20 protein-coding genes and 2 pseudogenes are annotated in these 23,503 nt (G+C 62.6%); 12 read left to right on the forward strand and 10 right to left on the reverse strand.

Annotation, left to right across the window (positions count from 1 at the left end; translation table 11 throughout):
- Window positions 1-134 precede the first annotated feature (134 nt).
- From NKI08_RS00965 to rpmG, 9 genes and pseudogenes are all read left to right on the forward strand, one after another.
- Window positions 135-514: pseudogene (locus NKI08_RS00965) on the forward strand (COG4315 family predicted lipoprotein).
- Between the two features lie 447 nt (window positions 515-961).
- Window positions 962-3,577 (forward strand): type I DNA topoisomerase, encoded by a 2,616-nt coding sequence (gene topA / locus NKI08_RS00970; RefSeq protein WP_352613807.1) that lies wholly within the window; start codon window positions 962-964, stop codon window positions 3,575-3,577.
- 6 nt (window positions 3,578-3,583) lie between these two features.
- Window positions 3,584-5,890 carry a ribonuclease R gene (gene rnr, locus NKI08_RS00975; protein WP_502898793.1) on the forward strand — a complete coding sequence of 769 codons (2,307 nt, stop codon included), beginning with the start codon at window positions 3,584-3,586 and terminating at the stop codon, window positions 5,888-5,890.
- The gene (locus NKI08_RS00980; RefSeq protein ID WP_023679976.1) at window positions 5,890-6,342 is read left to right on the forward strand and encodes a DUF983 domain-containing protein; all 453 of its coding nucleotides are present in this window, start codon (window positions 5,890-5,892) and stop codon (window positions 6,340-6,342) included. The genes rnr and NKI08_RS00980 overlap by 1 nt, the downstream gene beginning before the upstream one ends.
- Window positions 6,343-6,414: 72 nt before the next feature.
- A complete protein-coding gene (locus NKI08_RS00985) occupies window positions 6,415-7,149 on the forward strand; it encodes an NUDIX hydrolase (RefSeq protein WP_352766712.1) in 735 nt (244 codons plus the stop codon).
- Window positions 7,150-7,165: 16 nt separating this feature from the next.
- A complete protein-coding gene (locus NKI08_RS00990) occupies window positions 7,166-8,341 on the forward strand; it encodes an MFS transporter (protein ID WP_352766714.1) in 1,176 nt (391 codons plus the stop codon).
- Window positions 8,342-8,451: 110 nt separating this feature from the next.
- Window positions 8,452-8,913, forward strand: a complete 462-nt coding sequence (locus NKI08_RS00995; protein ID WP_352471771.1) for a YqfO family protein — start codon at window positions 8,452-8,454, stop codon at window positions 8,911-8,913.
- Between the two features lie 51 nt (window positions 8,914-8,964).
- A complete protein-coding gene (locus NKI08_RS01000; protein ID WP_352471772.1) occupies window positions 8,965-9,333 on the forward strand; it encodes a YybH family protein in 369 nt (122 codons plus the stop codon).
- Between the two features lie 318 nt (window positions 9,334-9,651).
- Window positions 9,652-9,819 carry a 50S ribosomal protein L33 gene (rpmG, locus tag NKI08_RS01005; RefSeq protein ID WP_006201775.1) on the forward strand — a complete coding sequence of 56 codons (168 nt, stop codon included), beginning with the start codon at window positions 9,652-9,654 and terminating at the stop codon, window positions 9,817-9,819.
- A gap of 68 nt (window positions 9,820-9,887) precedes the next feature.
- Here rpmG and NKI08_RS01010 read toward each other — a convergent pair.
- From NKI08_RS01010 to NKI08_RS01045, 8 genes and pseudogenes are all read right to left on the reverse strand, one after another.
- Window positions 9,888-10,954: pseudogene (locus NKI08_RS01010) on the reverse strand (ABC transporter ATP-binding protein).
- Between the two features lie 4 nt (window positions 10,955-10,958).
- The gene (locus NKI08_RS01015) at window positions 10,959-11,807 is read right to left on the reverse strand and encodes a carbohydrate ABC transporter permease (protein WP_352502457.1); all 849 of its coding nucleotides are present in this window, start codon (window positions 11,805-11,807) and stop codon (window positions 10,959-10,961) included.
- On the reverse strand, window positions 11,807-12,730 hold the full coding sequence (locus tag NKI08_RS01020; RefSeq protein WP_352613811.1) for a carbohydrate ABC transporter permease: 924 nt from the start codon (window positions 12,728-12,730) through the stop codon (window positions 11,807-11,809). Before NKI08_RS01020 ends, NKI08_RS01015 begins: the two co-directional genes overlap by 1 nt.
- Window positions 12,731-13,180: 450 nt before the next feature.
- Complete coding sequence (locus tag NKI08_RS01025) at window positions 13,181-14,458, reverse strand: ABC transporter substrate-binding protein (protein WP_352766717.1); 1,278 nt, start codon at window positions 14,456-14,458, stop codon at window positions 13,181-13,183.
- 29 nt (window positions 14,459-14,487) lie between these two features.
- Complete coding sequence (locus NKI08_RS01030; RefSeq protein WP_352766719.1) at window positions 14,488-15,675, reverse strand: PLP-dependent transferase; 1,188 nt, start codon at window positions 15,673-15,675, stop codon at window positions 14,488-14,490.
- Window positions 15,672-16,406 carry a FadR/GntR family transcriptional regulator gene (locus tag NKI08_RS01035; RefSeq protein ID WP_023679986.1) on the reverse strand — a complete coding sequence of 245 codons (735 nt, stop codon included), beginning with the start codon at window positions 16,404-16,406 and terminating at the stop codon, window positions 15,672-15,674. The genes NKI08_RS01030 and NKI08_RS01035 overlap by 4 nt, the downstream gene beginning before the upstream one ends.
- A gap of 461 nt (window positions 16,407-16,867) precedes the next feature.
- Window positions 16,868-18,241 carry a PleD family two-component system response regulator gene (locus NKI08_RS01040; protein ID WP_352448689.1) on the reverse strand — a complete coding sequence of 458 codons (1,374 nt, stop codon included), beginning with the start codon at window positions 18,239-18,241 and terminating at the stop codon, window positions 16,868-16,870.
- Window positions 18,242-18,274: 33 nt separating this feature from the next.
- Window positions 18,275-18,646, reverse strand: a complete 372-nt coding sequence (locus NKI08_RS01045) for a response regulator (RefSeq protein ID WP_006334976.1) — start codon at window positions 18,644-18,646, stop codon at window positions 18,275-18,277.
- A gap of 218 nt (window positions 18,647-18,864) precedes the next feature.
- Here NKI08_RS01045 and NKI08_RS01050 point away from each other — a divergent pair, with 218 nt between their 5' ends.
- Together NKI08_RS01050 and NKI08_RS01055 are read left to right on the forward strand one after the other, a co-directional pair.
- Window positions 18,865-19,164 (forward strand): DUF3572 domain-containing protein, encoded by a 300-nt coding sequence (locus NKI08_RS01050; RefSeq protein ID WP_352502452.1) that lies wholly within the window; start codon window positions 18,865-18,867, stop codon window positions 19,162-19,164.
- Window positions 19,161-19,814: a hypothetical protein gene (locus tag NKI08_RS01055; protein ID WP_352766721.1), complete on the forward strand. Its 654-nt coding sequence runs from the start codon at window positions 19,161-19,163 to the stop codon at window positions 19,812-19,814. The genes NKI08_RS01050 and NKI08_RS01055 overlap by 4 nt, the downstream gene beginning before the upstream one ends.
- A 9-nt stretch (window positions 19,815-19,823) precedes the next feature.
- Here NKI08_RS01055 and NKI08_RS01060 read toward each other — a convergent pair whose 3' ends face one another.
- Complete coding sequence (locus NKI08_RS01060; RefSeq protein WP_352766723.1) at window positions 19,824-21,152, reverse strand: hypothetical protein; 1,329 nt, start codon at window positions 21,150-21,152, stop codon at window positions 19,824-19,826.
- 348 nt (window positions 21,153-21,500) lie between these two features.
- The gene (locus tag NKI08_RS01065) at window positions 21,501-22,076 is read right to left on the reverse strand and encodes a GNAT family N-acetyltransferase (protein ID WP_352766725.1); all 576 of its coding nucleotides are present in this window, start codon (window positions 22,074-22,076) and stop codon (window positions 21,501-21,503) included.
- A gap of 68 nt (window positions 22,077-22,144) precedes the next feature.
- On the opposite strand from NKI08_RS01065, the gene NKI08_RS01070 reads away from it, so the two are divergent.
- Entirely contained in the window at window positions 22,145-23,473 is a 1,329-nt protein-coding gene (locus tag NKI08_RS01070; RefSeq protein WP_352766727.1) for a DNA polymerase IV, read from the forward strand.
- Window positions 23,474-23,503 lie beyond the last annotated feature (30 nt).

Consider the following 23,503-nt stretch of genomic DNA (forward strand, 5'->3'; position numbering starts at 1 on the left):
ATCACCATCGCGTGGCCCCATCACATTGGGTAGCAAGTCGGCGCCCGCCCGGGAAGAAAGGGCAGCCAGGCAGCGTTGATCAAACGAAACTGCGTTGTTCCGCACGCTTTTCGAAATGACCCAGGGAGAAGTCCATGAAAACGATCGCAATTGGCATGGCCGCGCTTTTGCTCGGCACTGCCGCATCCTTCGCTGCCGAGGCGTGGAAGGAAGCGGAGGTCGGCGGCACCAAGATCTACACCGACGCCAGCGGCATGACGCTCTACACCTACGACAAGGACGAGGCGGGGGCAAGTCGAACTGCTACGACAAATGCGCCGCCAATTGGCCGCCGCTGAAGGCTGACGCCAACGCCAAGGCCGAGGGCGAGTGGACGATCGTCGACCGCACCGACGGCACCAGGATGTGGGCCTACGAAGGTAAGCCGCTCTACACGTTCATCAAGGACAAGAAGGCCGGCGACGTGACCGGCGAGGGTGTCGGCGGCGTCTGGCATATCGCCAAGGCCGACTAGGCCTTGAGCTTCTGATCGGCTGTAACAGGCAGCAACACGGCTGGTCGCTGGGAACTCGACCCAACCGCCCCGGCGGCCAGCTTTTCAGCACGGTACTTCCTTGCGACTGTCCGAGCAAAATGCCGGGCAAGCGATTGCGCGCTTTACAGCATCTGTTCAAGCAGGGCTGGCGCGTGCTCGATGTTTCTCTTATATCCGCGGGAGAGTTTGTCCCGTTCTCCAGGATCAATTGCCGGGTTTGTCCAGCGATAGGCTGCTCATTTCCCTTGTCCAGGATTGCGGAAATCGCATGGCGCGCCGTTGGGTTGCGCATTCGGTACAGGGCCGCATTTTGACTGCTTGGCCTTGACCGGATGCAAAAGCACGGCCATGTGAGCGACACATTGAACGAGATTTCGTCGCGCGCAGCGGAATTCTTCTGCCGCATCACAACTGATATGAGACCGTATGGACGTCGTCGTCGTCGAATCGCCGGCCAAGGCGAAGACAATCAACAAGTACCTCGGCAAGAACTACAAGGTTCTGGCCTCGTTCGGCCATGTCCGCGATCTGCCGGCCAAGGATGGCTCGGTGCGTCCGGATGAGGACTTTGCCATGTCCTGGGCCGTCGACACCGCGTCTGGAAAGCGTCTCGCCGATATCGCCAAGGCGGTCAAGGACGCCGACGGGCTGATCCTCGCCACCGATCCGGACCGCGAGGGCGAAGCGATCTCCTGGCATGTCCTGGAAGTGCTGAAGCAAAAGCGCGCGTTGAAGGACAAGCCGGTCAGCCGCGTCGTCTTCAACGCCATCACCAAGGCGTCCGTGCTGGAGGCGATGGCCAATCCGCGCCAGATCGATGCGCCGCTGGTCGATGCCTATCTCGCTCGCCGTGCGCTCGACTATCTGGTCGGCTTCACGCTGTCGCCCGTGCTGTGGCGCAAGCTGCCCGGCGCCCGCTCCGCCGGCCGCGTCCAGTCGGTGGCGCTGCGTCTGGTCTGCGACCGCGAATCCGAGATCGAGCGCTTCATCCGCGAGGAATACTGGCAGGTCGCCGCCATTCTCGGTACGCCGCGCAAGGATAATTTCGAGGCGCGGCTGACCGCCTTCGAGCGCAAGAAGCTGCAAAAGCTCGACATTTCCAACAAGGCGCAGGCCGACGACATCAAAGCGATGCTCGAAGGCGCCAGCTTCAAGGCGGCGTCGGTCGAAGCCAAGCCGACCAAGCGCAATCCCGGGCCGCCCTTCACCACCTCGACGCTGCAGCAGGCAGCCTCATCGGGCCTCGGCTTTTCGGCCAACCGCACCATGCAGGTGGCTCAGCGGCTCTATGAGGGCATGGAGATCGGCGGTGAGACCACCGGCCTGATCACCTACATGCGAACCGACGGCGTGCAGATGGCGCCGGAGGCGATCTCTGCCGCGCGCGATGCGATTGCCAAGGAATTCGGCCCTAAATACCTGCCTGAAAAGCCGCGCTACTATTCCGCCAAGGCCAAGAATGCCCAGGAGGCGCACGAAGCGATCCGTCCGACCGATTTCATGCGCACGCCGGCTTCCGTCAGGCAGTATCTCGACGCTGACCAGGCGCGGCTTTACGAGATGATCTGGAAACGCGCCATCGCCAGCCAGATGCAGCCGGCCGAGATAGAGCGCACCACGGTCGAGATCGAGGCAGTCAACGGCCCGCGCACCGCCGAGCTTCGCGCTGTAGGCTCGGTTGTTCGCTTCGACGGCTTCCTTGCCGCTTACATCGAGCAGAAGGAAGAAGATTCGGAAGACGAGGAAAGCCGCCGCCTGCCCGAGATCCGTGCCGGCGAGCAGCTCACACGCGAGGCGATCAACGCCACCCAGCACACCACCGAGCCGCCGCCGCGTTATTCGGAAGCTTCGCTGATCAAGAAGCTGGAAGAGTTGGGCATCGGCCGGCCGTCGACTTATACGGCGATCCTGAAGACGCTCGAGGATCGTGACTATGTCACCATCGACAAGCGCAAGCTGGTGCCGCAGGCCAAGGGCCGGCTATTGTCGGCCTTCCTCGAAAGCTTCTTCGAGCGTTATGTCGAGTACGACTTCACCGCTTCGCTGGAGGAAAAGCTCGATGAGATTTCCGACGGCAAGCTCGCATGGAAGGACGTGCTGCGCGATTTCTGGAAGGATTTTTCCGGCGCCGTCGCCGACATCAAGGAGTTGCGCGTCACCGACGTCCTCGATGCATTGAACGAGGAACTGGCGCCGCTGGTCTTTCCCGCGCGGGAAGACGGTTCGAACCCGCGCATCTGTCCGAAATGCGGCACCGGCAACCTGTCGCTGAAGCTCGGCAAGTTCGGCGCCTTCGTCGGCTGTTCGAACTATCCCGAATGCTCCTTCACCCGCCAGCTCGGCGACGCCGCCAATCCCAATGGCGAGAACGGCGGTGGTGAAGACGGCACCAAAGTGCTCGGCAAGGACCCCTATACCGCCGAGGAGATCACGCTGCGCAATGGCCGGTTCGGCCCCTATATCCAGCGCGGCGACGGCAAGGATGCCAAGCGCTCCAGCCTGCCCAAGGGCTGGACGGTCGATTCGATCGATCACGAAAAGGCGCTCGCCTTGTTGTCGCTGCCGCGCGACGTCGGCAAGCATCCGGAATCCGGCAAGATGATTTCGGCCGGGCTGGGGCGCTACGGGCCGTTCGTGCTGCATGACGGCACCTACGCCAATCTCGACAGCATCGAGGACGTGTTCTCGATCGGCCTCAATCGCGCCGTCTCGGTGATCGCCGAGAAGCAATTGAAGGGCAAAGGCGGCCGCAATGGCGGCACAGCCGCTGCGCTCAAGGAACTAGGCGAGCATCCTGCCGGCGGCGGCAACATAGTCGTGCGCGACGGCAAATACGGGCCTTATGTGAATTTCGGCAAGGTCAATGCGACGCTGCCGAAGGGCAAGGATCCGCAATCGGTGACGATCGAGGATGCGGTGGCGCTCATTGCGGAAAAGGAAGCCAAGGGCGGCAACGGTGCCAGGAAGCCCTTCCGCAAAGCGGCCGCGCCTGCGAAGAAACCGGCTGCGGCCAAAAAACCGGCGGCCAGGAAAAAGGGATAGGACGGGTTGGCGCGCAAAGTCTCCGGAAGAAGCCACGGCGATCTGCGCACCGCCGATACCCGTGCCAAGGTCAGGGACAATTACCGGCCTTCACGCGACGAGATACTGCGTTACATCGCCGAAAATCCGGACCGCGCCGGAAAACGCGACATCGCCAAGGCGTTTGCGCTGCGCGGCGAAGACCGTATCTGGCTGAAGGACGTCTTGCGCGACCTGCAGGATGAAGGCCTGCTGACCAAGGAGCGCAAGCGGCTTGCCCGTGTCGGCGCCCTGCCCCACGTCGCGGTGCTCGACATCTTCGGCCGTGACGCCGACGGTGTGCTGCTGGCGCACCCGACCGAAGCGATTGGCAATGGCGAACCTCCGGTCATAGCGATCCGCGTGTCGCGCGGCGGCAATGGCCCGACGCCGGGCATCGGCGACCGCGTGCTGGCCAAGACCTTTCCGACCGACGATCCGGCGGGTCCGGCCTATACGGGCCGGGTGATGAAGATATTCGAGAAGCGCACCGATGCGGTTCTCGGCGTTTTCCGTGTGCTGAAGGACGGCACGTTCCGCATCGAACCGGTGGAAAGGCGTCAGCCGGAGCTGGTCGTCGACAAGGAATTCCAGAACGGCGCCAAGAACGGCGACCTGGTCGAGGTCGAGCCGGCACGGGCCTCGCGCTACGGGCTGCCGCGAGCCAAGGTTCTGGCGGTGTTGGGGTCGCTGACCAGCGAAAAGGCGGTCTCGATGATCGCCATCCACGCACACGACATTCCGCATATTTTCCCCGCCGACGTCATCGCCCAAGCGGAGGCGGTCAAGCCGGCGACGCTTGCCGGCCGCGAGGATTGGCGCGAGCTGCCGCTGCTCACCATCGATCCGGCCGATGCCAAGGATCATGACGACGCGGTGTTCGCCATGCCTGACACCGACGAGAAGAACGCCGGCGGCGTGATTGTCACCGTCGCCATTGCCGATGTCGCTGCATACGTGCGCTATGGCACGGCGCTCGATCGCGAAGCGCTGAAGCGCGGCAATTCGGTCTATTTTCCCGACCGAGTCGTACCGATGCTGCCGGAGCGCATCTCGAACGACCTCTGTTCACTGCGCGAGGGCCAGGATCGTCCGGCGATAGCGGTGCGTATGACTTTCTCGGCCGATGGCCACAAACTCAGACATTCCTTCCATCGCGTCATGATGAAGTCGGCGGCGAAACTCGCCTATCAGCAGGCGCAAGCGGCGATCGACGGCGCACCGGACGACACGACTGGCCCGATCCTCGATACGGTGCTGAAGCCGCTATGGGACGCCTACGCGATCCTGAAGCGCGGCCGCGACACCCGCCAGCCGCTCGAACTCGATCTGCCCGAGCGCAAGATCCTGCTCAAGCAGGACGGCACCGTCGACAAGGTCGTCGTGCCGGAGCGGCTCGACGCGCACAAACTGATCGAAGAGTTCATGATCCAGGCCAATGTCGCCGCCGCCGAGACACTCGAGGCGAAGCGCCAGGCGCTGGTCTACCGCATCCACGATGCGCCCTCGCTCGCCAAGCAGGAATCGCTGCGTGAATTCCTGCAGACGCTCGGCCTGTCGCTGGCGCGCGGCGCGCAAATGCTGCCGAACCAGTTCAACGGCATCCTCGCTCGCGTGCGCGGCGCCGATAATGAGGGGCTGGTCAACGAAGTGGTGCTGCGCTCGCAGAGCCAGGCCGAATATTCGCCCGCCAATATAGGCCATTTCGGCCTCAACCTGAAGCGCTACGCGCATTTCACCTCGCCGATCCGTCGCTATGCCGACCTGATCGTGCATCGTGGGCTGATTGCCGCACTCGGCCTTGGTCCGGGGGGCCTGACGCAGGACGAGGCGGAGCGGCTAGAAGAGGTCTCGGCGCTGATTTCGGCGACCGAGCGGCGCGCGATGGCCGCCGAGCGCGACACGGTCGACCGGCTGATCGCCGCCTATCTCGCCGAGCGCATCGACGACCGTTTCGACGCCCGCATCTCGGGCGTCACCAAATCGGGCCTGTTTGTCCAATTGCCGCAGTACGGCGCGGATGGCTTCATTCCGGTTTCAACCCTGGGCGGCGACTACTATATATACGACGAAACTGCTCGATCGCTTTTCGGAGAACGCACCGGCAAGGGCTATCAGCTTGCTGATCGCGTCGAGGTTCGCCTGATCGAGGTGGCGCCGATGGCCGGCGCGATGCGTTTCGAGATGCTGACCGAGCCAAAGCCGCTGCCCGGCTCCAAACGGTCGTTCCACAAGGCCAAAGGCCGCGCCCGGGCGTCGCAATCGCGTCCAGGCTCGCGCGGCAGGAGACGGTAATGCCAACAGAACTGCAGGTGGAAGAACGGATTTTCGGTGGCGAACATCACTCGGGCCGGACCGCCCGGCCGCTATGGACGGCAATGAAGCGCGGCATGCTCGGCCGCTGCCCGCATTGCGGCGAGGGCAAGCTGTTTCGCGCCTTCGTCAAGACCGTCGACAAATGCGATCATTGCGGCGAGGAGCTCCACCACCATCGCGCCGACGACCTGCCGGCCTATCTCGTGGTCGTCATTGTCGGCCACATCGTGCTCGGGGCCTTCATGGGTGTCGAGGCGACCTCGACGCTGTCTACCTGGCAGCACATCGCCATCTGGGTGCCATTGACCATCATTCTGGCCGTCGTCCTGCTGCAGCCGGTCAAGGGCGCTGTCATCGGCCTGCAATGGGCGTTTTATATGCACGGCTTTGGCGGTGAAGAAGATCTGATCGAGTCGCATCCCGAGGCTTGAAACCGAGGCTGGCGCAATCGCCATGGCTGGACGCCACTTTCGCATCGGAGAAGATTCCGCTAGGTCGACCGCATGGACGTTATGACCAAGGCGGAAGTCGACAAGGTTGAGCGGATCGCGCTCGAGGCCAAGCCTATACGCCCGCGCGACGCCGCGACGCTGATCCTGCTCGACCGCAAAGGCGACGAATTCCTGGTGCTGATGGGCCGCCGCCACGCCGGTCATGCCTTCATGCCGGGAAAATTCGTGTTTCCCGGCGGCCGCACCGATCCGGCCGACAGCCGCATCTCGACAGCCACCGCACTTGATCCCGAGGAAGAAGCGAGATTGACCGCTGGCATCGGTCGCACCAGCCCGGCTCGCGCCCGCGCCATTGCCTTGTCGGCAATCCGCGAAACCTATGAGGAGGCCGGCCTGCTGATCGGTCAAAAAGGCGTGTTCGCAACCGCCAGGCGCGACTGGCAGGGCTTTGTCGAACACGGCGTCATCCCATCACTGCAAGCGCTGCGCTTCGTCGCACGCGCCATCACCCCGCCCAACCGGGTGCGCCGCTTCGATACGCGCTTTCTCGCCGCATGGCGCGACGATGTCGCCGTTGAACTGCCGGGTGGCGGTCCGACCAACGAGTTGGAGGACGTCGTTTGGCTGCCGCTGGCCAAGGCCAGGCAAGCCGATATTCCAGACATCACGCGCACGGTCCTGGAGGAACTGGAAACGCGGCTCGCCTGGGATCCGCTGCTGAGCCCCGGCAGTCCCGTGCCGTTCTACCGGCTTGTCCGCAATCGCTTCGTCCGCGAAATTCTCTAGAGCAGCCAGGCATTCCATGACAGTCGATACCCAGCCGCAGGGCAAGGAACGCGTACACTGGCTGCCGATGGTCGCGGCGATCTCGTCGATCAGCGTCGTCGGCATTGCCATCGGCCTTGGCATGCCGCTGCTCAGCGTGATCCTGGAAACGCGTGGCCATTCCGCGTCGATGATCGGTCTCAACACCGCGGTCGCCGGCCTCGCCTCTATCGCCGGCGCGCCGCTCGCCACCCCGCTTGCCATGCGGTTCGGGGTCGCCTGGACGATGCTTGCCATGATCGCCGCCGGGGCGCTGGCCTTTGTCGGTTTCCATTTCGCGCCAGCTTTCTGGATGTGGTTTCCGCTGCGCGTGCTGCTGCATATCGCGCTGACGGTGCTGTTCATCCTGTCGGAATTCTGGATCAGCACCTCGGCGCCGCCACACCGGCGCGGACTGGTCCTCGGCATCTATGCCACCGTGCTGTCTCTCGGCTTTGCCGCCGGGCCTTGGCTGTTCGCCCATCTCGGCAGCAGTGGCTTCCTGCCCTTCGGCGTTACCATCGCCTTGGTTACGCTCGCTGCCATACCGGTCCTGGCGGCACGCAACGAGAGCCCGACGATCGTCTCGGACGGCGAAACCAGCAATTTCCTGCGTTTCATCTGGCTGGTGCCGACGGCGACCGCCGCCGTGCTGGTGTTCGGCGCGGTCGAGACCGGCGGCTTTGCACTGTTCCCGGTCTACGGTAGCCGCATCGGCTACTCAGAGGCGGACGCCGCCCTTTTGCTCACCATGATCGGGCTTGGCAACGTGCTGTTACAGATCCCGATCGGCATGATCAGCGACCGCGTAAGCGACCGTCGCTATCTGCTGATGGCCTGTGCCACCGTCGGGCTTGCCGGCACGGTCTTCATGCCGTACTTCGCGCAGAACTGGCATTTGATGGCAGCGCTTCTGTTCGTCTGGGGCGGTGTGGTCGCTGCCATGTACACAATCGGCCTGGCGCATCTCGGTTCGCAGCTTTCCGGCCACGAATTGGCCTCCGCCAACGCCGCCTTCGTGCTCTGCTACGGCGTCGGCATGGTGCTTGGCCCGCAGGCGATCGGCATCGGCATGGACGCTTTCGGGCCGTCGGGCTTCGGTTGGGCGCTCGGCCTGTTCTTCGCCTGCTATATCGTGCTGGTCGGCACCAGGCTGCTCCGCAAAATCCTCTGAGTCGGCCCAGCTGCCGACATCGCTCCCACTGCTGACCAACTACTGACACAACCATGTCAGGAGGGCTCGAGTATATGCTCCCCCAAAGTGCATAAGCAGGGAGACCTCGGATGATCGATAGTGGCTTTGAAACGAAATCGCTGCGGATGGAACTGCTGCTGCTGGTGACCTTTCAGGCACCGGCAGCCGATGTCGACCGCATCATGGAGGCGGTGGTCGCGATCGCGCCGCTCGAAATGGGCAAATATGACAGCAATGCCTTTCAGTCGGCGGACGGCATCGAACGTTACCGGCCGCTTGAAGGTGCCGCCGCCGGCGCCGAGACGGAATTGCGCAGGCGGTCGGGGACTGTCGAGGTGTCGTTCGAACTGCCTGATGACCAGAAGCTCGCCGCACGCGTCGTCGAAGCGATTTATCAGGTTCACAGCTATCAGGAACCGGTGATCCGCATTCAGCCACTGCTTGCCAGCCGCTCCAAGGGTCTCGACGACCGCACCAACCCGAACCGCTGGTGGAACACGACGGGAGACTGGAAGAAGGCGTTACAACCGGAAACCGTCGCGGCGGAGTGACCGGAACCTGGTCGTATCTCGGTTTGAATCTGGCTGTCAGGAAGCCTGCCGATGAATGATGAAGCAAACCGCAAACCGGCAAGCGATCCCCAGGACCTGGCGCGGCTATTGGTTTCTCGCGAGCAAGCGGGAGACGCGGAAGGAATGGCTGCTCTTTACGAACCCGGTGCCATCCTCGATACCGGCAACGGACAGTTGGCCTGCGGCAGAGATGCCATCCGCCGATTTTACGCCAAGTTGGTGGCAGCGGGACGAAAGTTTGATCTCGGAGATCAGCGTCCGGCTATCATCAACAGGGATTTGGCGCTCACTTCCACGCGCCTTGCCGACGGCACCGTTACTGCGGAAATCGCTCGCCGGCAAGGTGACGGGAACTGGCTTTGGGTGATCGATCAGCCGTCCATCGCTCGATATTCATAGCCAGCATTCAAACTGAGACGCCACCCAGAGGACGGCCGGAGGCACACAGGAGCCTCCCGCGGCTGTCGGCACCCAATCAACTTGTCGGGTTTTGGTAGCACTCAATGTCCGCTTCGTCCCCAGCCTCCATCGGCTGGCATAAACCCGGACAACTCATGTGCTACCTAATCCGGACAACTCATCTGCTTACGACACAGAACCTGGACAAGGGTTGACTTTCCGGGCGCGTTCTTTATGTGTCGCGGCAAGTTTCCCGCGTCCGGGTGTTTCCCGTGCTCCAGCGGCCAAAACTCCACGAACATTCAACGGACGAACATCATGGCCAAAGCCGCAAACATCAAAATCAAGCTTCTGTCGACCGCCGACACCGGTTTCTTCTACGTGACCAGCAAAAACAGCCGCACCAAGACGGACAAGCTGTCGTTCCGCAAATACGACCCGGTCGCCAAGAAGCACGTCGAATTCAAGGAAACCAAGATCAAGTAATCGGGTTTTCTCTCGCAGTACCGAAACGCCGCCTTCCGGGCGGCGTTTTTCATTTCGGGGATACAGGGCTAGCCGATGCGATCGCCGCTTGCCGGATCGAACAGATGGAGCGATGCCGGATCAGCCGACAGGCGCACGGCCTCACCCGGCTTCACGCTGGCCCGGCCCATGGCAAACACGCAGACCTGCTGGCCGGCAAGCCTGGCATAGAACTGGGTGGACAGGCCGAGCGGCTCCACGACACCCACCTCGCCCTTCAGCGCGCCATTGTCGGCGAGCCGGATATGCTCGGGCCGCAAGCCGACGGTGATCGCATCGCCATCCCTGAGCGGCAGGCCGTCCGGCAGCCTCAGCTTCTGGCCGTCGGCCAGGATGGCATCCGGCTTGGCGCCCTTTTCAACCACGGCAGACAGAAAATTCATGCCGGGCGAGCCGATGAACCCGGCGACGAACATGTTGACCGGCCGGTCGTACAGATCGAGCGGCACACCGACCTGCTGGACGAGGCCGTCATGCATGACGACGATGCGGTCGGCCATTGTCATCGCTTCGGTCTGGTCGTGGGTGACATAGACTGAAGTGGTCTTCAATTGCTGGTGCAGCGCCTTGATCTCGGCACGCATGTGAACGCGCAGCTTGGCATCGAGGTTCGAAAGCGGCTCGTCGAAGAGAAAGACCTTCGGGTCGCGTACGATGGCACGGCCCATGGCGACGCGCTGACGCTGGCCGCCGGACAATTGCCGAGGCAGGCGCTGCAGAAGCGCATCGAGCCCGAGCCGCTTGGCGGCACTGTCCACCCTTGCATCGATCGCCGGCTTCCCGGCCTTTCTCAGCATCAGCTGAAGCCCATGTTCTTCGACACGTCCATGTGCGGATAGAGCGCGTAGGACTGGAATACCATGGCAATGTCGCGGTCCTTTGGCGCAATATCGTTGACCAGGCGCTCACCAATATGGATTTCGCCGTCGGAGACCTCCTCCAGCCCGGCGATCATACGCAGCAGTGTCGACTTCCCGCAGCCGGACGGACCGACCAGAACGACGAACTCGCCGTCGGCGATTTCGAGATCGACTGCGTGCAGAACGCGCACCGCTCCATAGTCTTTGCGGACTTTGTCGAGTGTAACGGAGGCCATCGATCTATCCCTTGACGGCGCCGGCGGTAAGGCCGGTGACGAGGTAGCGTTGCAGGAAGGCAAAGAAGACGCAGACCGGGATCAGCGCCAGGATGGAAGCCGCCATCATCTGTCCCCAGTCGACCGCGAATTTGCCGATATAGGTGAGCAGGCCGACCGCGAAGGTCTTCTGGTCGTCGCTGGAAATCAGCATCAGCGCAAACAGCAACTCGCTCCAGGCGGCGGTAAAGACGAAGCCGAGCGTCGCGCCCATGCCGGGTAGCGTCAGCGGCACGATCACCTTGCGCATCGCCTGCAGGCGCGTGCAGCCGTCGATCATCGCTGCCTCTTCCAGGTCTCTCGGGATGCCGTCGAAGAAAGATTGCATCAGGAAGGTCGCAAAGGCCGTATTGAACGCGGTGTAGATGATGACGAGGCCGGTCAGGCTGTTGATGAGGCCGATCTGCCCCATAATGCGGTAGATCGGCGGAATGACCATCACCAGCGGAAAAGTCTGGGTGAGCAAAAGCAGGATGGCCAGGGTCGCCTTGCCGCGGAAGGAAAATCGCGACATGGCGTAGCCGGCCAGCGTGGCAATGACCGTTACGAAGGCTGCCGTCGACACCGAAACGATAACGCTGTTCAGGAAGTAGCGCGGGAAATCGGTGGCTTCGAGCACGGTGACGAAGTTCTGCAGCGTCGCTTGCGACGGCCAGAAAGTGATGCCTTCGGAATAGAGCAGCCGCTCCGGTGTAACCGAGATCTTCAGCGTCCAGAAGATCGGGAACAACGCGAAGGCCATATAGGCGGCGATGGCGCCGTAAAGGCCGATACCGCCGAGGACGCGCGAGGAAGCGGAGCGTCCGGCAATCATCAGACGTGCCTCACCAGCGAACGGCGGATGCCGATAAGCGCAACCGCGTAGACGATGAGCAGCACAAGCAGCAGGACCGCCACTGCGGAGGCATAGCCTTTGTCCAGCGACTTGAACGCGCTGACATAGATATAGACCGGCACTGTGGCGGTCGAACCGGCAGGCCCGCCTTCGGTCATGACGAAGATCAGGTCGGCGAATGTGGCGATCCATATCGTGCGCAGCATGACGGTAATGACGATGGTCGGCGCCAGGAACGGCAGCGTCACCTTGGTGAAGCGCTGCCACGGCGAGGCGCCGTCGATCGCCGCCGCCTCATGCAGTTCTGACGGGATCGACTTCAACGCCGCCAAAAGGGTGATGGCAAAAAAGGGAATGCCGAACCAGACATTGGCGACGATCGGCCCCCACATGGCTGTCGAGGGATCGGAGAGCACGTTGGTTGGCTCGGCTTTCAGCCCCAAGGCGTAGAGCCAATGCGGCAGCGGCCCGATGATCGGGTTGAACAGCCAGGCCCAGGTCAGGCCCGAGAGGAAGGACGGTACCGCCCAAGGCAGGAACACCACGGCCTGCACGATCTTTCTGCCCCGGAACGGCGTGTCGAGCAGCAGCGCCAGGCCAAGTCCAAGGAAAAATTGGAAGAACAGGCTGGCTGCCGTCCACCATAGCGTGTTGACGAGCGCCTGCCCGAGCACAGGATCCGACAGCATCGCCTGATACTGCCCAAGCCCGACATATTCGGATTTGAAAGCGGAGAATTTGCGGAACGAGTAGCCGACACCGATAACCAGCGGCACCAGGAGCACGACGACCAGCAGCGCGATCGCCGGGCTGAGATAGAGCCAAGGCTCGATCACGGCATGGGATAGCCGCTTCTTTCGCGGCCTGCCGGCGGATCGGATTTCGGACACGGCATAGGTCATTGGTACTGGATCGTCTCCTGGGTAAGCACGGGCTGGCGACAGCGCCTTCCCCGTTTACGGGGAGATGCCGGTCCACCCTCCGCAGCTGCAGCGCAGCTGCTGCGGAGGACGGGCAGGCAGATGAGAGGCAACACGGGCCACGACGGGTTGGCGCCGCCCTCATCCGTCACTTCGTGACACCCCCTCCCCGTGAACGCAGGGCTATCGCAGATGGAAAGCCGAGGCTTTCGCTCTACGACGTACCCCCACCCCTAGCCCCTCCCCACAAGGGGGAGGGAGACTTTCGTTGGCGCTGACCTCGGCAAATTGCCTGCCTTTCGGCGCCAAAAGGGGAAGTAAGGGCGGGCGGCAGCGTTCCCTCCCCCTTGTGGGGAGGGTTAGGGTGGGGGTCCATCTTCGTAAGAATCCAAATGCGATTGCCCTGCCCGTGAACGGGAGAAGGAAGAAGAGCTATTTCTTGTTCTTGGCCAGCCAGTCCTGCTGTTCTTTGGTCAGGAACTTGGCCCATTCGTCAGCCACGTCCTTGGCCGCTTTCTGGCCAAGCAGCACTTCCTGAAAATTCTTGATCGCCACCTGGTCGACGAAATTGCCCAGATTTTCCAAATGCGTCGGAGGTGTCACCATCTCGTATTTGTCGCCGTTGTTCAGTTCCTCGAACCAGCCTTTGAACTGCTCGGTCCTGAAGTGGGCGTCCTGGTCGGCGCCGTTGTGGATTGGAATGACGCCGACTTCCTTTGCCCATTCCAGATTGTCCTTGGGCGACAACAGCGTCGCCATCAGCTTCCATGCATCGTCCTTGTGCTGGGAATTGGCGAACATCGCCCAGCCGGCATAACCGAGCGTCGGATAGGACTTGCCGCTCGGCCCGACCGGCATCGGCGCCACGGCGAAATCGTCGGCGCTCATCTTGTCGGCGATGCCGAGCAGCGCGTCGGGATCCTGGTTCAGCATGGCGCAGGTGCCGCTGTAGAAGCCGGTGACGGTCTCGTTAAAACCCCAGCTCACCGCATCTTTCGGCGCCAGGCCGTTCTTGTACATGTCGGCGAGCATCTGCAGGCCCTTGACCGAGCCTTCCTCGTTGATGGTCGAGGTGCCGTCCTCGTTGAAATAGCCGCCCTTGCCAGCGGCGATGTTCATGAACATATGCATGCCGTTGAAGGCGCCCGGGCCGCCGCGCAGGCAGTAGCCATATTTGCCCGGCATCGCCGAGATTTTTTTGGAGTCTTCGACGAATTCATCGAGCGTCGCCGGCGGACCGTCCAGGCCGGCCTCCTTGAACAGCTTCTTGTTCCAGAACAGCGCGTTCAGGTAATAGCCGTAAGGGATCATGTACTGCTTGTTATCGACCGTCGAGCCGAACTGCTTGGCACGCTCGCCCAGCGTTTTGGCATCGTCCCATTTTGCCATGTATGGCCCGAGATCCTCGAGCTGGCCGTTGGTCGCATAGAGGCCCATCCAGCGCTCCGGCATCTCGACGATGTCGGGCGTGTCGCCGGCCTGCACCATGGTGAGGAACTTCTCGAACGCCTGGCCCCAGGGCAGCGATACCAGCTCGACCTTGACACCCGGATTGGCCGCCTCGAATTCGGCGATCTGCTTCTTGAGGAATTCGGTACGCGGCGGGCTGGTGATGACCTCGACCATCTTGACCGTGGAATCGGCCAGCACGCTGCCGGCGGAAATCGCCAAACCCCCGACGGCACCAAGAAGGATGCTCAGTTTTTTCATGTTCAGCACTCCCATTTTGAACGGCTCCTTTATCTTTTTGCTCTGTCGAAGGCCTGGGCAACATCCGCCCACAGGTCTTCGACACTTTCCAATCCGACACTGAAGCGGATGGTTCGTGGGCTGACGCCGAAGCGCGCCATCGAATTCAGGCCCGGCGTCTGCTCGAGCGAGGCCTTTGCCGGAACGACCAGGCTCTCATGGCCGCCCCAGCTGACGCCGATGCGAAAGAGTTTCAGCGCATCGACGAAGGCCGGGATGTCGATGTCTTCCGTCACTTCGAACGAGAACAGCCCGGCATAGCCGGCAAGCGTCGCCTTGCCTGGATGGTTGGAATAGGCCGGGTGGTTGACCCGCTCGACATGGTCATGCGCTTTCAGCCGTTCGGCGATGGTCAGCCCGCTCTTCATGTGGTGCGGCAACCGCAGCGGCAATGTGCGCAGGCCACGCAGCAACAGCCAGGCCTCGAAAGGCGAAAGTTTGCCGCCGAGATAGGAATAGGTCTGCTCGTTGATATGTCGGATGTGGGCGGCCGAACCGGCCACCACACCGGCGACGGTGTCGCTGTGGCCGCCGAGATATTTCGAGGCCGAATGCAGCACCAGGTCGACACCGTGCGAAATCGGCTTCTGGAACACCGGCGTCGCCCAGGAATTGTCGATCGAGGTGATGATGCCCTGCTCTTTGGCCAGCCGCGCCAGCTGGGTTATGTCCTGGAGCTCGAACATCATCGACGTCGGGCTTTCCAGGTAGAGCAGCTTGGCGCCGGGAAGTGCTGCCGCGACCGCGTCCGGATCGGAACCGTCGACGTAGTCGACCTTGATGTTGAGCCGTGGCAAAAGCCGTTCGAACAGCCGGTAGGCATCGCCGTAGCAATTGCGCACGACAACCATGCGCTCACCGGCACCGACGAAAGCAAGCACCGTGGCGCTGATCGCCGCCATGCCGCTGGAAAAGCCGCGCGCGGCCTCCGCGCCTTCGAGAGCGGCGACACGCGCCTCGAACTCCATGACCGTCGGGTTGTCGCCGCGCGAATAGATCGGCTGACGTCGCCTGCCGGCGAATGTGTCGGCCATCTCGGAATAGTTGGCGAAGGTGAAGAGCGAAGTCTGGTAGATCGGCGGGACCACCGCGCCGCCGGGGAAAGGCTCGTCATGGGCGAGAAGCGTCGCTGCCTCGGCGAGATAGTCGTTTTCGAAACCGGCGGGATGATCGCTCATTTCTGGCCTGAAAGTTCGAGTTTGGCCGCGCCGCGCTTCAGATCGTCCTCGACGGTGGCGATCAGCTTGAGCGCCTCGGCCCGGGCCCCCTCCGGATCGTGCGCGGCAATGCGTTCGTAGATGGTGCGGTGGTAAGGAAAGCTGGCGTGGCCGAAATCACGAACGCCGAGCGGATGCTCCCAGAAACGATGGAACAGTTCGTGCATGGCGGCGATGATCTGCTCGAACAGCGGATTGCCGGAACTGCGGTAGATCGACTGGTGGAATTCCCAGTCCTCCTCCGCCGACATCCCGGCGCGGGTGTGGAAGGCCTGCTCCATAATGTCGAGCTTGCGCCCGATCTCGACGAGATCTGCCTGGCCCGCGCGGACGGCGCACAGGGCGGCGGCTTCCGCTTCCAGTGCCCGGCGGATTTCCAGCGTCTGCATCAGGCTGGTGAAATCATTGCCGCCGGCCAGCGTCAGCGGCATGTGCAGCATGTCCAGCGAGACCACTCCCTTGAGATAGGTGCCGCTGCCTTGCCGCCGTTCGACCAGGCCGAGCCCTTCCCAGCGCGTCAACGCCTCGCGCACGGTGTTGCGGCTCACCTTGAGGCGCTCGGCGAGGATGCGTTCGGTCGGCAGTCTCTGGCCGGGCCCGAGGGCTTCCCGCATCACAAAGCCGGCCAGCGCCTTGAGCACCGCGTCGTCGCGAGCAGTTGCCTGTATGGGGGAAAGGCCGAATTCGGTCATGCCAACGGGTCACCAATGGCTCAATGGTCCAACCAATTTCTGCATAGAAGACCGGCCCTGTCAACCGACTGCGGGCGCATACGCCCTGCCCAGCCGGCTATTTCAAAGGGCGCTGTCGCTGCCGCAACAAAAACCAAGCGTTTTCCAGGTCTTGGCGTAGACTCCTGATGTGTTTTGAAAATTGGGGGCCGGCCGGCGTTTGGCAGCGGTACGAGGAGGCCACTATGTGCCAGCGCCGGCCGGCCGACCCCACGGACCCAGGAGATGCGGCGGACCTGAGCATCATGGGGTATTCTTCGGGTCGAACCGGCGATCCAGCCTCGTGCCGGTTACGTCTAAGGGCTGCACATTTGCGCAACAACTTATGGAAATCAACCGTTTCTTAACCAAGCCTCGCAAATCGCTTGGATTAAGGTAAATTCGTAACCTTGTCGCGTTGACCCGGCAATTGGTGTTCGATGCTAAGCCGCCTTGGCGACGACGCGATTGCGGCCGCCGCTCTTGGCTTCGTAGAGCGCAAGGTCGGCGCGTTTCATCAGCGCGGAGACCGTGTCCACCCCCTTCAGCACCGACGACACGCCGACGCTGACGGTGACTTCGACGGCTTTGCCTTCGGCGCCGACGGGAAACGGCAGCTGGGCGATTTCGGCGCGAATGCGCTCGGCGACCTTTTCGGCCACCGCGCCGTCGGTGTCCGGCATCACCACGACGAACTCCTCGCCGCCAAAGCGGCAGGCCAGGTCGATGCCGCGCACATTCTTGCGCAGCCGCCGCGCAAATTCGCGCAGCACGTCGTCGCCGCCGTCATGGCCATGCGCGTCGTTGATGCTCTTGAAGCGGTCCAGATCGGTGATCATCACCGACAGCGGCCGGCGCCGTGCCACGGCGCGGTCGAACAGCGTCTGCAGATGGCTGTCGAGATAGCGCCGGTTGTGCAGGCCGGTCAGGGCATCGGTCACCGCCATCTCGATGGTCTGGGTGACGCTGGCGCGAAGCTGGTCGTTGTAGCGCTTGCGGCGCACCTGCGTACGCAGCCGCGCGGTCAGCTCCTGCTGGTCGATCGGCCGCATCAGATAATCATTGATGCCGAGTTCGAGGCCGCGGATGATACGCCCCTCCTCGCCCTCGTCCGCCAGAAGGATGATCGGCAGGAAACGGGTGCGATCGAGCGAGCGCAATTGCGAGCAGAGCCTCAGCGGGTCGAAATCGGCGAAGGCCGTCGAGATCATCACGCATTCATACGGCTGCTCGGCGGCCTGGAAGAAGCCGGCATGCGGATCGTTGGCGACGTCGAGATCGGCACTGCCGCGCAGCATCTTCTGGATGCGCTCGAACGAGGATTTGCGCTCGTCGACCAGCAGCACCTTCGGCACCGCATCGTCGGCAGCGAAGTTGCGGCTCAAAAGCTCCTCGATGCCGATATTGCGTGTCGTCGAGGCGCGCAGCCGCAGCTCGTCGGTCAGCGATTTCAGCCTGACCAGGCTCTTGACGCGCGTCATCAACTGCAGATCGTTGACCGGCTTGGTCAAAAAATCGTCGGCGCCGGCCTCGAGGCCGCGCACCCGGTCCGAAACCTGGTCGAGCGCGGTGATCATCACGACAGGGATGTGCGATGTCGCCGGGTCGCCCTTCAGCCGCCGGCAGACCTCGAACCCGTCCATGTCGGGCATCATCACGTCGAGCAGCACGACGTCGACCTTGCCGTTCTCGCAGATCTCGATCGCGTCCGGCCCGTTGGTGGCGGTCAGGACCTCGAAATATTCGGCGAGCAGCCGAACCTCCAGCAGCCTGACATTTGCTGGGATGTCGTCGACGACGAGGATCCGCGCGGTCATTTCACAAAGCTCCGGCTCGGCTGGAAAGATACATCAGGCATCGCCCAGGTAGGATTTGATGGTTTCGATGAAACGCGGCACCGAGATCGGCTTGGAGATATATGCCTCGCAGCCGCCCTGGCGAATGCGCTCCTCGTCCCCCTTCATCGCGAAGGCGGTGACGGCGATGACCGGGATGACGTGGAGATCATCGTCCTCCTTCAGCCATTTGGTGACCTCGAGGCCCGACACTTCCGGCAGCTGGATGTCCATCAGGATGAGGTCCGGCCTGTGCTGCCGCGCCAGATCCAGCGCTTCCAGGCCGTTGCGTGTGCGCACCGTCTCGTAGCCGCTCGCTTCGATGAGGTCGCGAAAGAGCTTCATGTTGAGCTCGTTGTCTTCGACGATCATAACCTTCTTTGGCATCGATTTCCCGTCCCGGCTGACCTTCCACTCGAAGGGTGCCGTCATGCGCCCCCTTGTCGGCACGCACCAAACCTGTTCCCACTATACGGCAATATGATTGACGAAACGCAAACCGGCCGCCCTAAAAGCGTTCGGATTCCAGGTGGGCGAGCTTGCTGCCGGCGACACTTGCCACTACTGCGAAAACAGAACGATTCCGCCCATGAAGGAAGGTAGCGATGGCAAACGCAGCGTCAATGCGCGAGGAAGCGGAAACCATTGCCGTAAAGGCGTTGGGCTTCGTCGCCGCCGATCCGGAACTTCTGCCCCGCTTCCTGGCGATCACCGGCATCGAAGCCCATTCCATCCGCCGGGCGGCGGGCGAGCCTGGATTCCTGGCCGGCGTGCTGCAGTTCATCCTTGCCCACGAGCCGACGCTGATGCGTTTTTCCGAGGAGACCGGGACGCCGCCGGCCGCAGTCGGCAAGGCATTGCGGGCGCTGCCGCTCGGCGACGACAATCATGAGCATTCGGTATGAGCGACGATCCCGAGACGGCGCGGCAGATCGAGGAGCTGGCCGACGACGACCGGCCGCTGCTGGTGCTCGACGTCGACGACGTCGTGCTCGAATTCATCCGGCCGTTTCCGCATTTCCTCAAATCGCGCGGCTTCGGCCTGACGCTGGCTTCCTTCCGCCTCACCGGCAACATCACCGAAACGGCGAGCGGCCGTTTGATCGAACAGCCCGAGGTTACGGCACTTCTGGGGGAATTCTTTGACGCCCAGGCCGATTGGCAAAGCATCACCGACGGTGCCGAGGATGCTCTTGCAGCGCTTAGCGACAGCGCCGAGATCGTTCTGCTAACCGCCATGCCGCACAAGCACCGCGTGGTGCGCCGTGCGCATCTCGACGCGCTCGGATTGCCCTACCCGCTTTTGACCACCGAAATGGCCAAGGGACCGGCGGTGGCCAAATTGCGCGGCAACAAGGGCCGCCCGGTCGCTTTCGTCGACGATCAGCCGTCCAATCTTGTGTCGGTGCAGAACTCGGTCGCCGATGCGTATCTCTTCCATCTGATGGCCGACAATTCGCTGCGCGCTTTCCTGCCGCCGCCGCCGGACGGCGTCATCGTCGTCGAAGACTGGCGCGACGCCGCGCCGAAGATCGCGAGCGCTCTGGGGCTTTAGTGGGAGCGCTCAGGGCTGCAGCTTCGGTCCTGCCCCGCCATTGTCGCCGCCGTCCGAATCCTCGCCCCCGGTCGAATTGTCCGTTCCATTCGCGCCATCATCGCCCGAGTTGTCATCCTGGCCGGCGCTGTCGTCCTGGACTTCATCCGGCCCCTTCAGCATGGCGCCGTTGACCGCAACGGAGCCATCGGCCTTGGTGTTGATCACCCATTCCAGCCGGCCATCCGGCAGCGTCTTGCCAAAACCTTTGACGGCCAGCGCAAAGGGGAAGGCCTGCGCCATCTGCTCATCGCTCTTGGCGCCTTCCTTCAAGGCATCGACGATCCTGTCGTAGCCGGCCACAGCGACGGTCACGGTCGCATCAGGCTTTTCGCCGCCCGGGAAAGTCATCTCGCCTTCCATGGCGACTTCGACGTCGCCATTCTTCACGGTCGAGTGGCCGAGGATTACTTTGGGTTTCTTGGCCTTGAAATCGGCGACCAAAGCCTTGCCGAATTCCCCCGGCAACGGCGGATTCTTATTGAGATCAAAGGCTTCGATCGCCTTCTTCGCCATCGTGTCGAGATCGATATTGGCACCGCCGAAGTTGAGGTCGATATCCGTCGGCACCAGTGGACCAGTCCAGGCGGGCAGCAAATGCCGGGGGATCGTCAGACCGGAGGCCTTGATCCCATAGTTGATCTTGCCGTTCTGGGAGACGCCATCCATGCCGCTAGCCAAATCCAACTGCTTCGCACCCCACTTGCCGACTGGGCTCTCAATTGCGAAATCCTTGAAGGCGTACGTTCCGTCGATTCTTTCCCAGACAGGCAACGCCGCAAGGAGACGTGACTTAAGTTCCGCCTGATTTACTTTCAGTTTCGCCTCGTCTTCATTAGCGACGGCAAAAGCAAGCAGATCCATCAACGGCTTTGTCCGAACACCCTTGCCGTTTGCATGCACCGAAAATTCCGGCGCATTGAGGGTGACCGGGAAATTCAACCCTCGCTCGGGATCGTTGATTTTGAGGACTTCAGCAAAATTCAAGATCTTTTCCGCGACAGTGAAATCGATGCCGCCATTCGCCGATTTCGTCGAATTTAGCGTGGCGGTGCCGGCACCGGCAGAGACATCGGCCTCTTGCTTCGGCTCCCGGGTTTTCATCGTCATAGCGTCCATTGACCCCGTGGCGCTGACGAAGGCCACCAGGGCCGGATCATACACACCGGTGAACTTGTTGTTCGACACCGAAAAGTCGATGTGCTGCGGCCCTTGAGGCCCCTTGAAATCGAACGATCCGGTCAGCGACGTATCCGCCGACACGTCCCACTGCCCGTCCTGGCGCGGCTTGACCCGCATGTCGTAAGGCGTGACGTCGAACTTGAAGGAATCCTGTTTCGACAGCAAAGCGACGAGCGGCTTGAAATCGACGGCGAGTTTGTACGCATCGCCGTCGGCAGTGATTTTCACCAGCCCGATATCGAAACCCTGCCTGCCGAAATAATGTGCCAGATCATCGGTAAGCTTCTTCGCGCCTTGGCTGTCGACGGTCTGGGCGAAAGCGGGCGCGCTAAACGCGACGGCGAGAACAAGTGGCAATACACGCTTCACGTCGATTCTCCGTTGTCTCGGGCCAAATCATTGCTTGTATTAGTGAAACAGCGTTACAGCGGCAAGACGCCGACTGTAGGCCAAAAGCGCATCCGGCTAAAGCACCAGCCGCACCAGCGGTCGGCCTGGCTTACGTTCGACCAACCGCTGGAACCCGGCCTTCTCGAAGACCCGCGACGAGCCGACGAACAGCCCGATCGAGCGCGAATCCTTCGATAGATCGATCGGGCAGGCCTCGATCAGCCGCGCGCCGTTCGCGCGCGCGAAGTCGATGCCGCCTTGGACCAGGCGGTGCGACAGGCCCTTGCCGCGTGCTTTGGTGCGGATGAAGAAGCAGGAGATCGCCCAGACGCCCGGATCGCTGGCGTCGGCGGGGTCGATCGGCGCCGACCCCCTGCCCTGGTTGTTCCATTCGGGCACGTCGGCGCGCGGGCCGATCTGCATCCAGCCGATCGCCTGACCACCTTCGAAGGCCAGCAGGCCGGGCGGCGGCCCGGCCTCGATCCGCGCCTTGATGTGGTCCTTGTTGCGCTCCCGGTTGCTCGCGCGGCGCGCTGCGGGCGACAGCCGGAAATGTGTGCACCAGCAGCCGTAGCAGGCGCCTTGCCTACCGAAAAGATCTTCGAAATCCGCCCAAAGCTCGGGCACTAGCGGCGCTATGGTCGTATTCATGAGCTCTCTCCCGGCCCACCGCCTTGTCGTGGCATCCGTCCTGACGTACCATTGCATTTGTTCTCTTTATGTTCGCAGCGATGGCGGCCCCTGTCAACAATCCCGAACACGGTTTTTGCCGCGACTGCCTGAGTTTTCAGCGCAGCGAGGCACGCCGTTGCGAGCGCTGCGGCAGTCCACGGCTCGCCCGCCATCCGGAGCTCTACCGGCTGCGCCTTGCCCATATCGATTGCGACGCCTTCTACGCGGCGGTCGAAAAGCGCGACAACCCGGCGTTGAAGGACCGGCCATTGATCATCGGCGGCGGCAAGCGCGGCGTCGTCTCCACCGCATGCTACATTGCCCGCATCCACGGCGTGCGCTCGGCAATGCCGATGTTCAAGGCGCTCGAAGCCTGCCCGGAAGCGGTGGTCCTGCCGCCGGACATGGAAAAATACGTGCGCGTCGGCCGCGAGGTGCGCGCCATGATGCATGCGCTGACGCCGCTGGTCGAGCCGCTCTCGATCGACGAGGCCTTTCTCGACCTCGCCGGCACCGAGCGCCTGCATGGCCTGCCGCCTGCGGTGGTGCTGGCGCGCTTCGCACTCGGCGTGGAAAAGGAGATCGGCATCACCGTTTCGGCCGGCCTTTCCTACTGCAAGTTCCTGGCCAAGGTGGCGTCGGACTTCCGCAAGCCGCGCGGCTTTTCGGTGATCGGCGAGGCCGAGGCTATCGGCTTCCTGGCCGAGCAGCCGGTGACGCTGATCTGGGGGGTCGGCAAGGCCTTTGCCGCCACGCTCGAGCGCGACGGCATCCGCACCATCGGCCAGTTGCAGCGCATGGAACGTGGCGATCTGATGCGCCGCTACGGCGTCATGGGCGACCGGCTCTACCGGCTTTCGCGCGGCGAGGACGACCGTCGCGTCGTTCCCGACCAGGACGCGAAAAGCGTCTCGGCGGAAACCACTTTCGATACCGACATCGCCTCCGTCGACGAACTGGTTTCGGTGCTGAGGGCGCTGTCGGAAAAAGTCTCGGCCCGGCTGAAGAAATCCGGCATTGCCGGACGCACCGTCGTCCTCAAGCTGAAGACCCAGGATTTCAAGATCCGCACGCGCAATCGCCAGCTCGGCGATCCAACCCGGCTGGCCGACCGCCTCTTTCAGACCGGGCTCGAGCTGCTGCGCAAGGAAGCGGATGGCACGAAATACCGGCTGCTCGGCATTGGCGTCAGCGATCTCTCCGACGATGACCGGGCGGACCCGCCCGACCTGGTCGACGTCCAGTCACGCAAGCGCGCCATGGCCGAAGGCGCCATCGACACGCTGCGCGGCAAGTTCGGCCGCAGGGCGGTGGAAACCGGCTATACCTTCGGCAAGGGCCGCGATGCCCATCCGCCCGAACCGGTCGAGGACTAGTTCCTCTGCACAGAGGTTTTGGTTCTTTGA

The sequence above is a fragment of the Mesorhizobium sp. M0768 genome, assembly GCF_040320195.1.
Lineage (GTDB): Bacteria > Pseudomonadota > Alphaproteobacteria > Rhizobiales > Rhizobiaceae > Mesorhizobium.

What these genes read in the sequence shown, in the direction of transcription:
- topA (WP_352613807.1), top strand. Translation starts at nt 962, where the DNA reads ATGGACGTCGTCGTCGTCGAATCGCCGGCCAAGGCGAAGACAATCAAC.
- NKI08_RS00980 (WP_023679976.1), top strand. Translation starts at nt 5,890, where the DNA reads ATGCCAACAGAACTGCAGGTGGAAGAACGGATTTTCGGTGGCGAACAT.
- NKI08_RS00985 (WP_352766712.1), top strand. Translation starts at nt 6,415, where the DNA reads ATGGACGTTATGACCAAGGCGGAAGTCGACAAGGTTGAGCGGATCGCG.
- NKI08_RS00990 (WP_352766714.1), top strand. Translation starts at nt 7,166, where the DNA reads ATGACAGTCGATACCCAGCCGCAGGGCAAGGAACGCGTACACTGGCTG.
- NKI08_RS00995 (WP_352471771.1), top strand. Translation starts at nt 8,452, where the DNA reads ATGATCGATAGTGGCTTTGAAACGAAATCGCTGCGGATGGAACTGCTG.
- NKI08_RS01000 (WP_352471772.1), top strand. Translation starts at nt 8,965, where the DNA reads ATGAATGATGAAGCAAACCGCAAACCGGCAAGCGATCCCCAGGACCTG.
- rpmG (WP_006201775.1), top strand. Translation starts at nt 9,652, where the DNA reads ATGGCCAAAGCCGCAAACATCAAAATCAAGCTTCTGTCGACCGCCGAC.
- NKI08_RS01015 (WP_352502457.1), bottom strand. Translation starts at nt 11,807, where the DNA reads ATGATTGCCGGACGCTCCGCTTCCTCGCGCGTCCTCGGCGGTATCGGC.
- NKI08_RS01020 (WP_352613811.1), bottom strand. Translation starts at nt 12,730, where the DNA reads ATGACCTATGCCGTGTCCGAAATCCGATCCGCCGGCAGGCCGCGAAAG.
- NKI08_RS01025 (WP_352766717.1), bottom strand. Translation starts at nt 14,458, where the DNA reads ATGAAAAAACTGAGCATCCTTCTTGGTGCCGTCGGGGGTTTGGCGATT.
- NKI08_RS01030 (WP_352766719.1), bottom strand. Translation starts at nt 15,675, where the DNA reads ATGAGCGATCATCCCGCCGGTTTCGAAAACGACTATCTCGCCGAGGCA.
- NKI08_RS01035 (WP_023679986.1), bottom strand. Translation starts at nt 16,406, where the DNA reads ATGACCGAATTCGGCCTTTCCCCCATACAGGCAACTGCTCGCGACGAC.
- NKI08_RS01040 (WP_352448689.1), bottom strand. Translation starts at nt 18,241, where the DNA reads ATGACCGCGCGGATCCTCGTCGTCGACGACATCCCAGCAAATGTCAGG.
- NKI08_RS01045 (WP_006334976.1), bottom strand. Translation starts at nt 18,646, where the DNA reads ATGCCAAAGAAGGTTATGATCGTCGAAGACAACGAGCTCAACATGAAG.
- NKI08_RS01050 (WP_352502452.1), top strand. Translation starts at nt 18,865, where the DNA reads ATGGCAAACGCAGCGTCAATGCGCGAGGAAGCGGAAACCATTGCCGTA.
- NKI08_RS01055 (WP_352766721.1), top strand. Translation starts at nt 19,161, where the DNA reads ATGAGCGACGATCCCGAGACGGCGCGGCAGATCGAGGAGCTGGCCGAC.
- NKI08_RS01060 (WP_352766723.1), bottom strand. Translation starts at nt 21,152, where the DNA reads ATGCGGGTCAAGCCGCGCCAGGACGGGCAGTGGGACGTGTCGGCGGAT.
- NKI08_RS01065 (WP_352766725.1), bottom strand. Translation starts at nt 22,076, where the DNA reads ATGAATACGACCATAGCGCCGCTAGTGCCCGAGCTTTGGGCGGATTTC.
- NKI08_RS01070 (WP_352766727.1), top strand. Translation starts at nt 22,145, where the DNA reads ATGTTCGCAGCGATGGCGGCCCCTGTCAACAATCCCGAACACGGTTTT.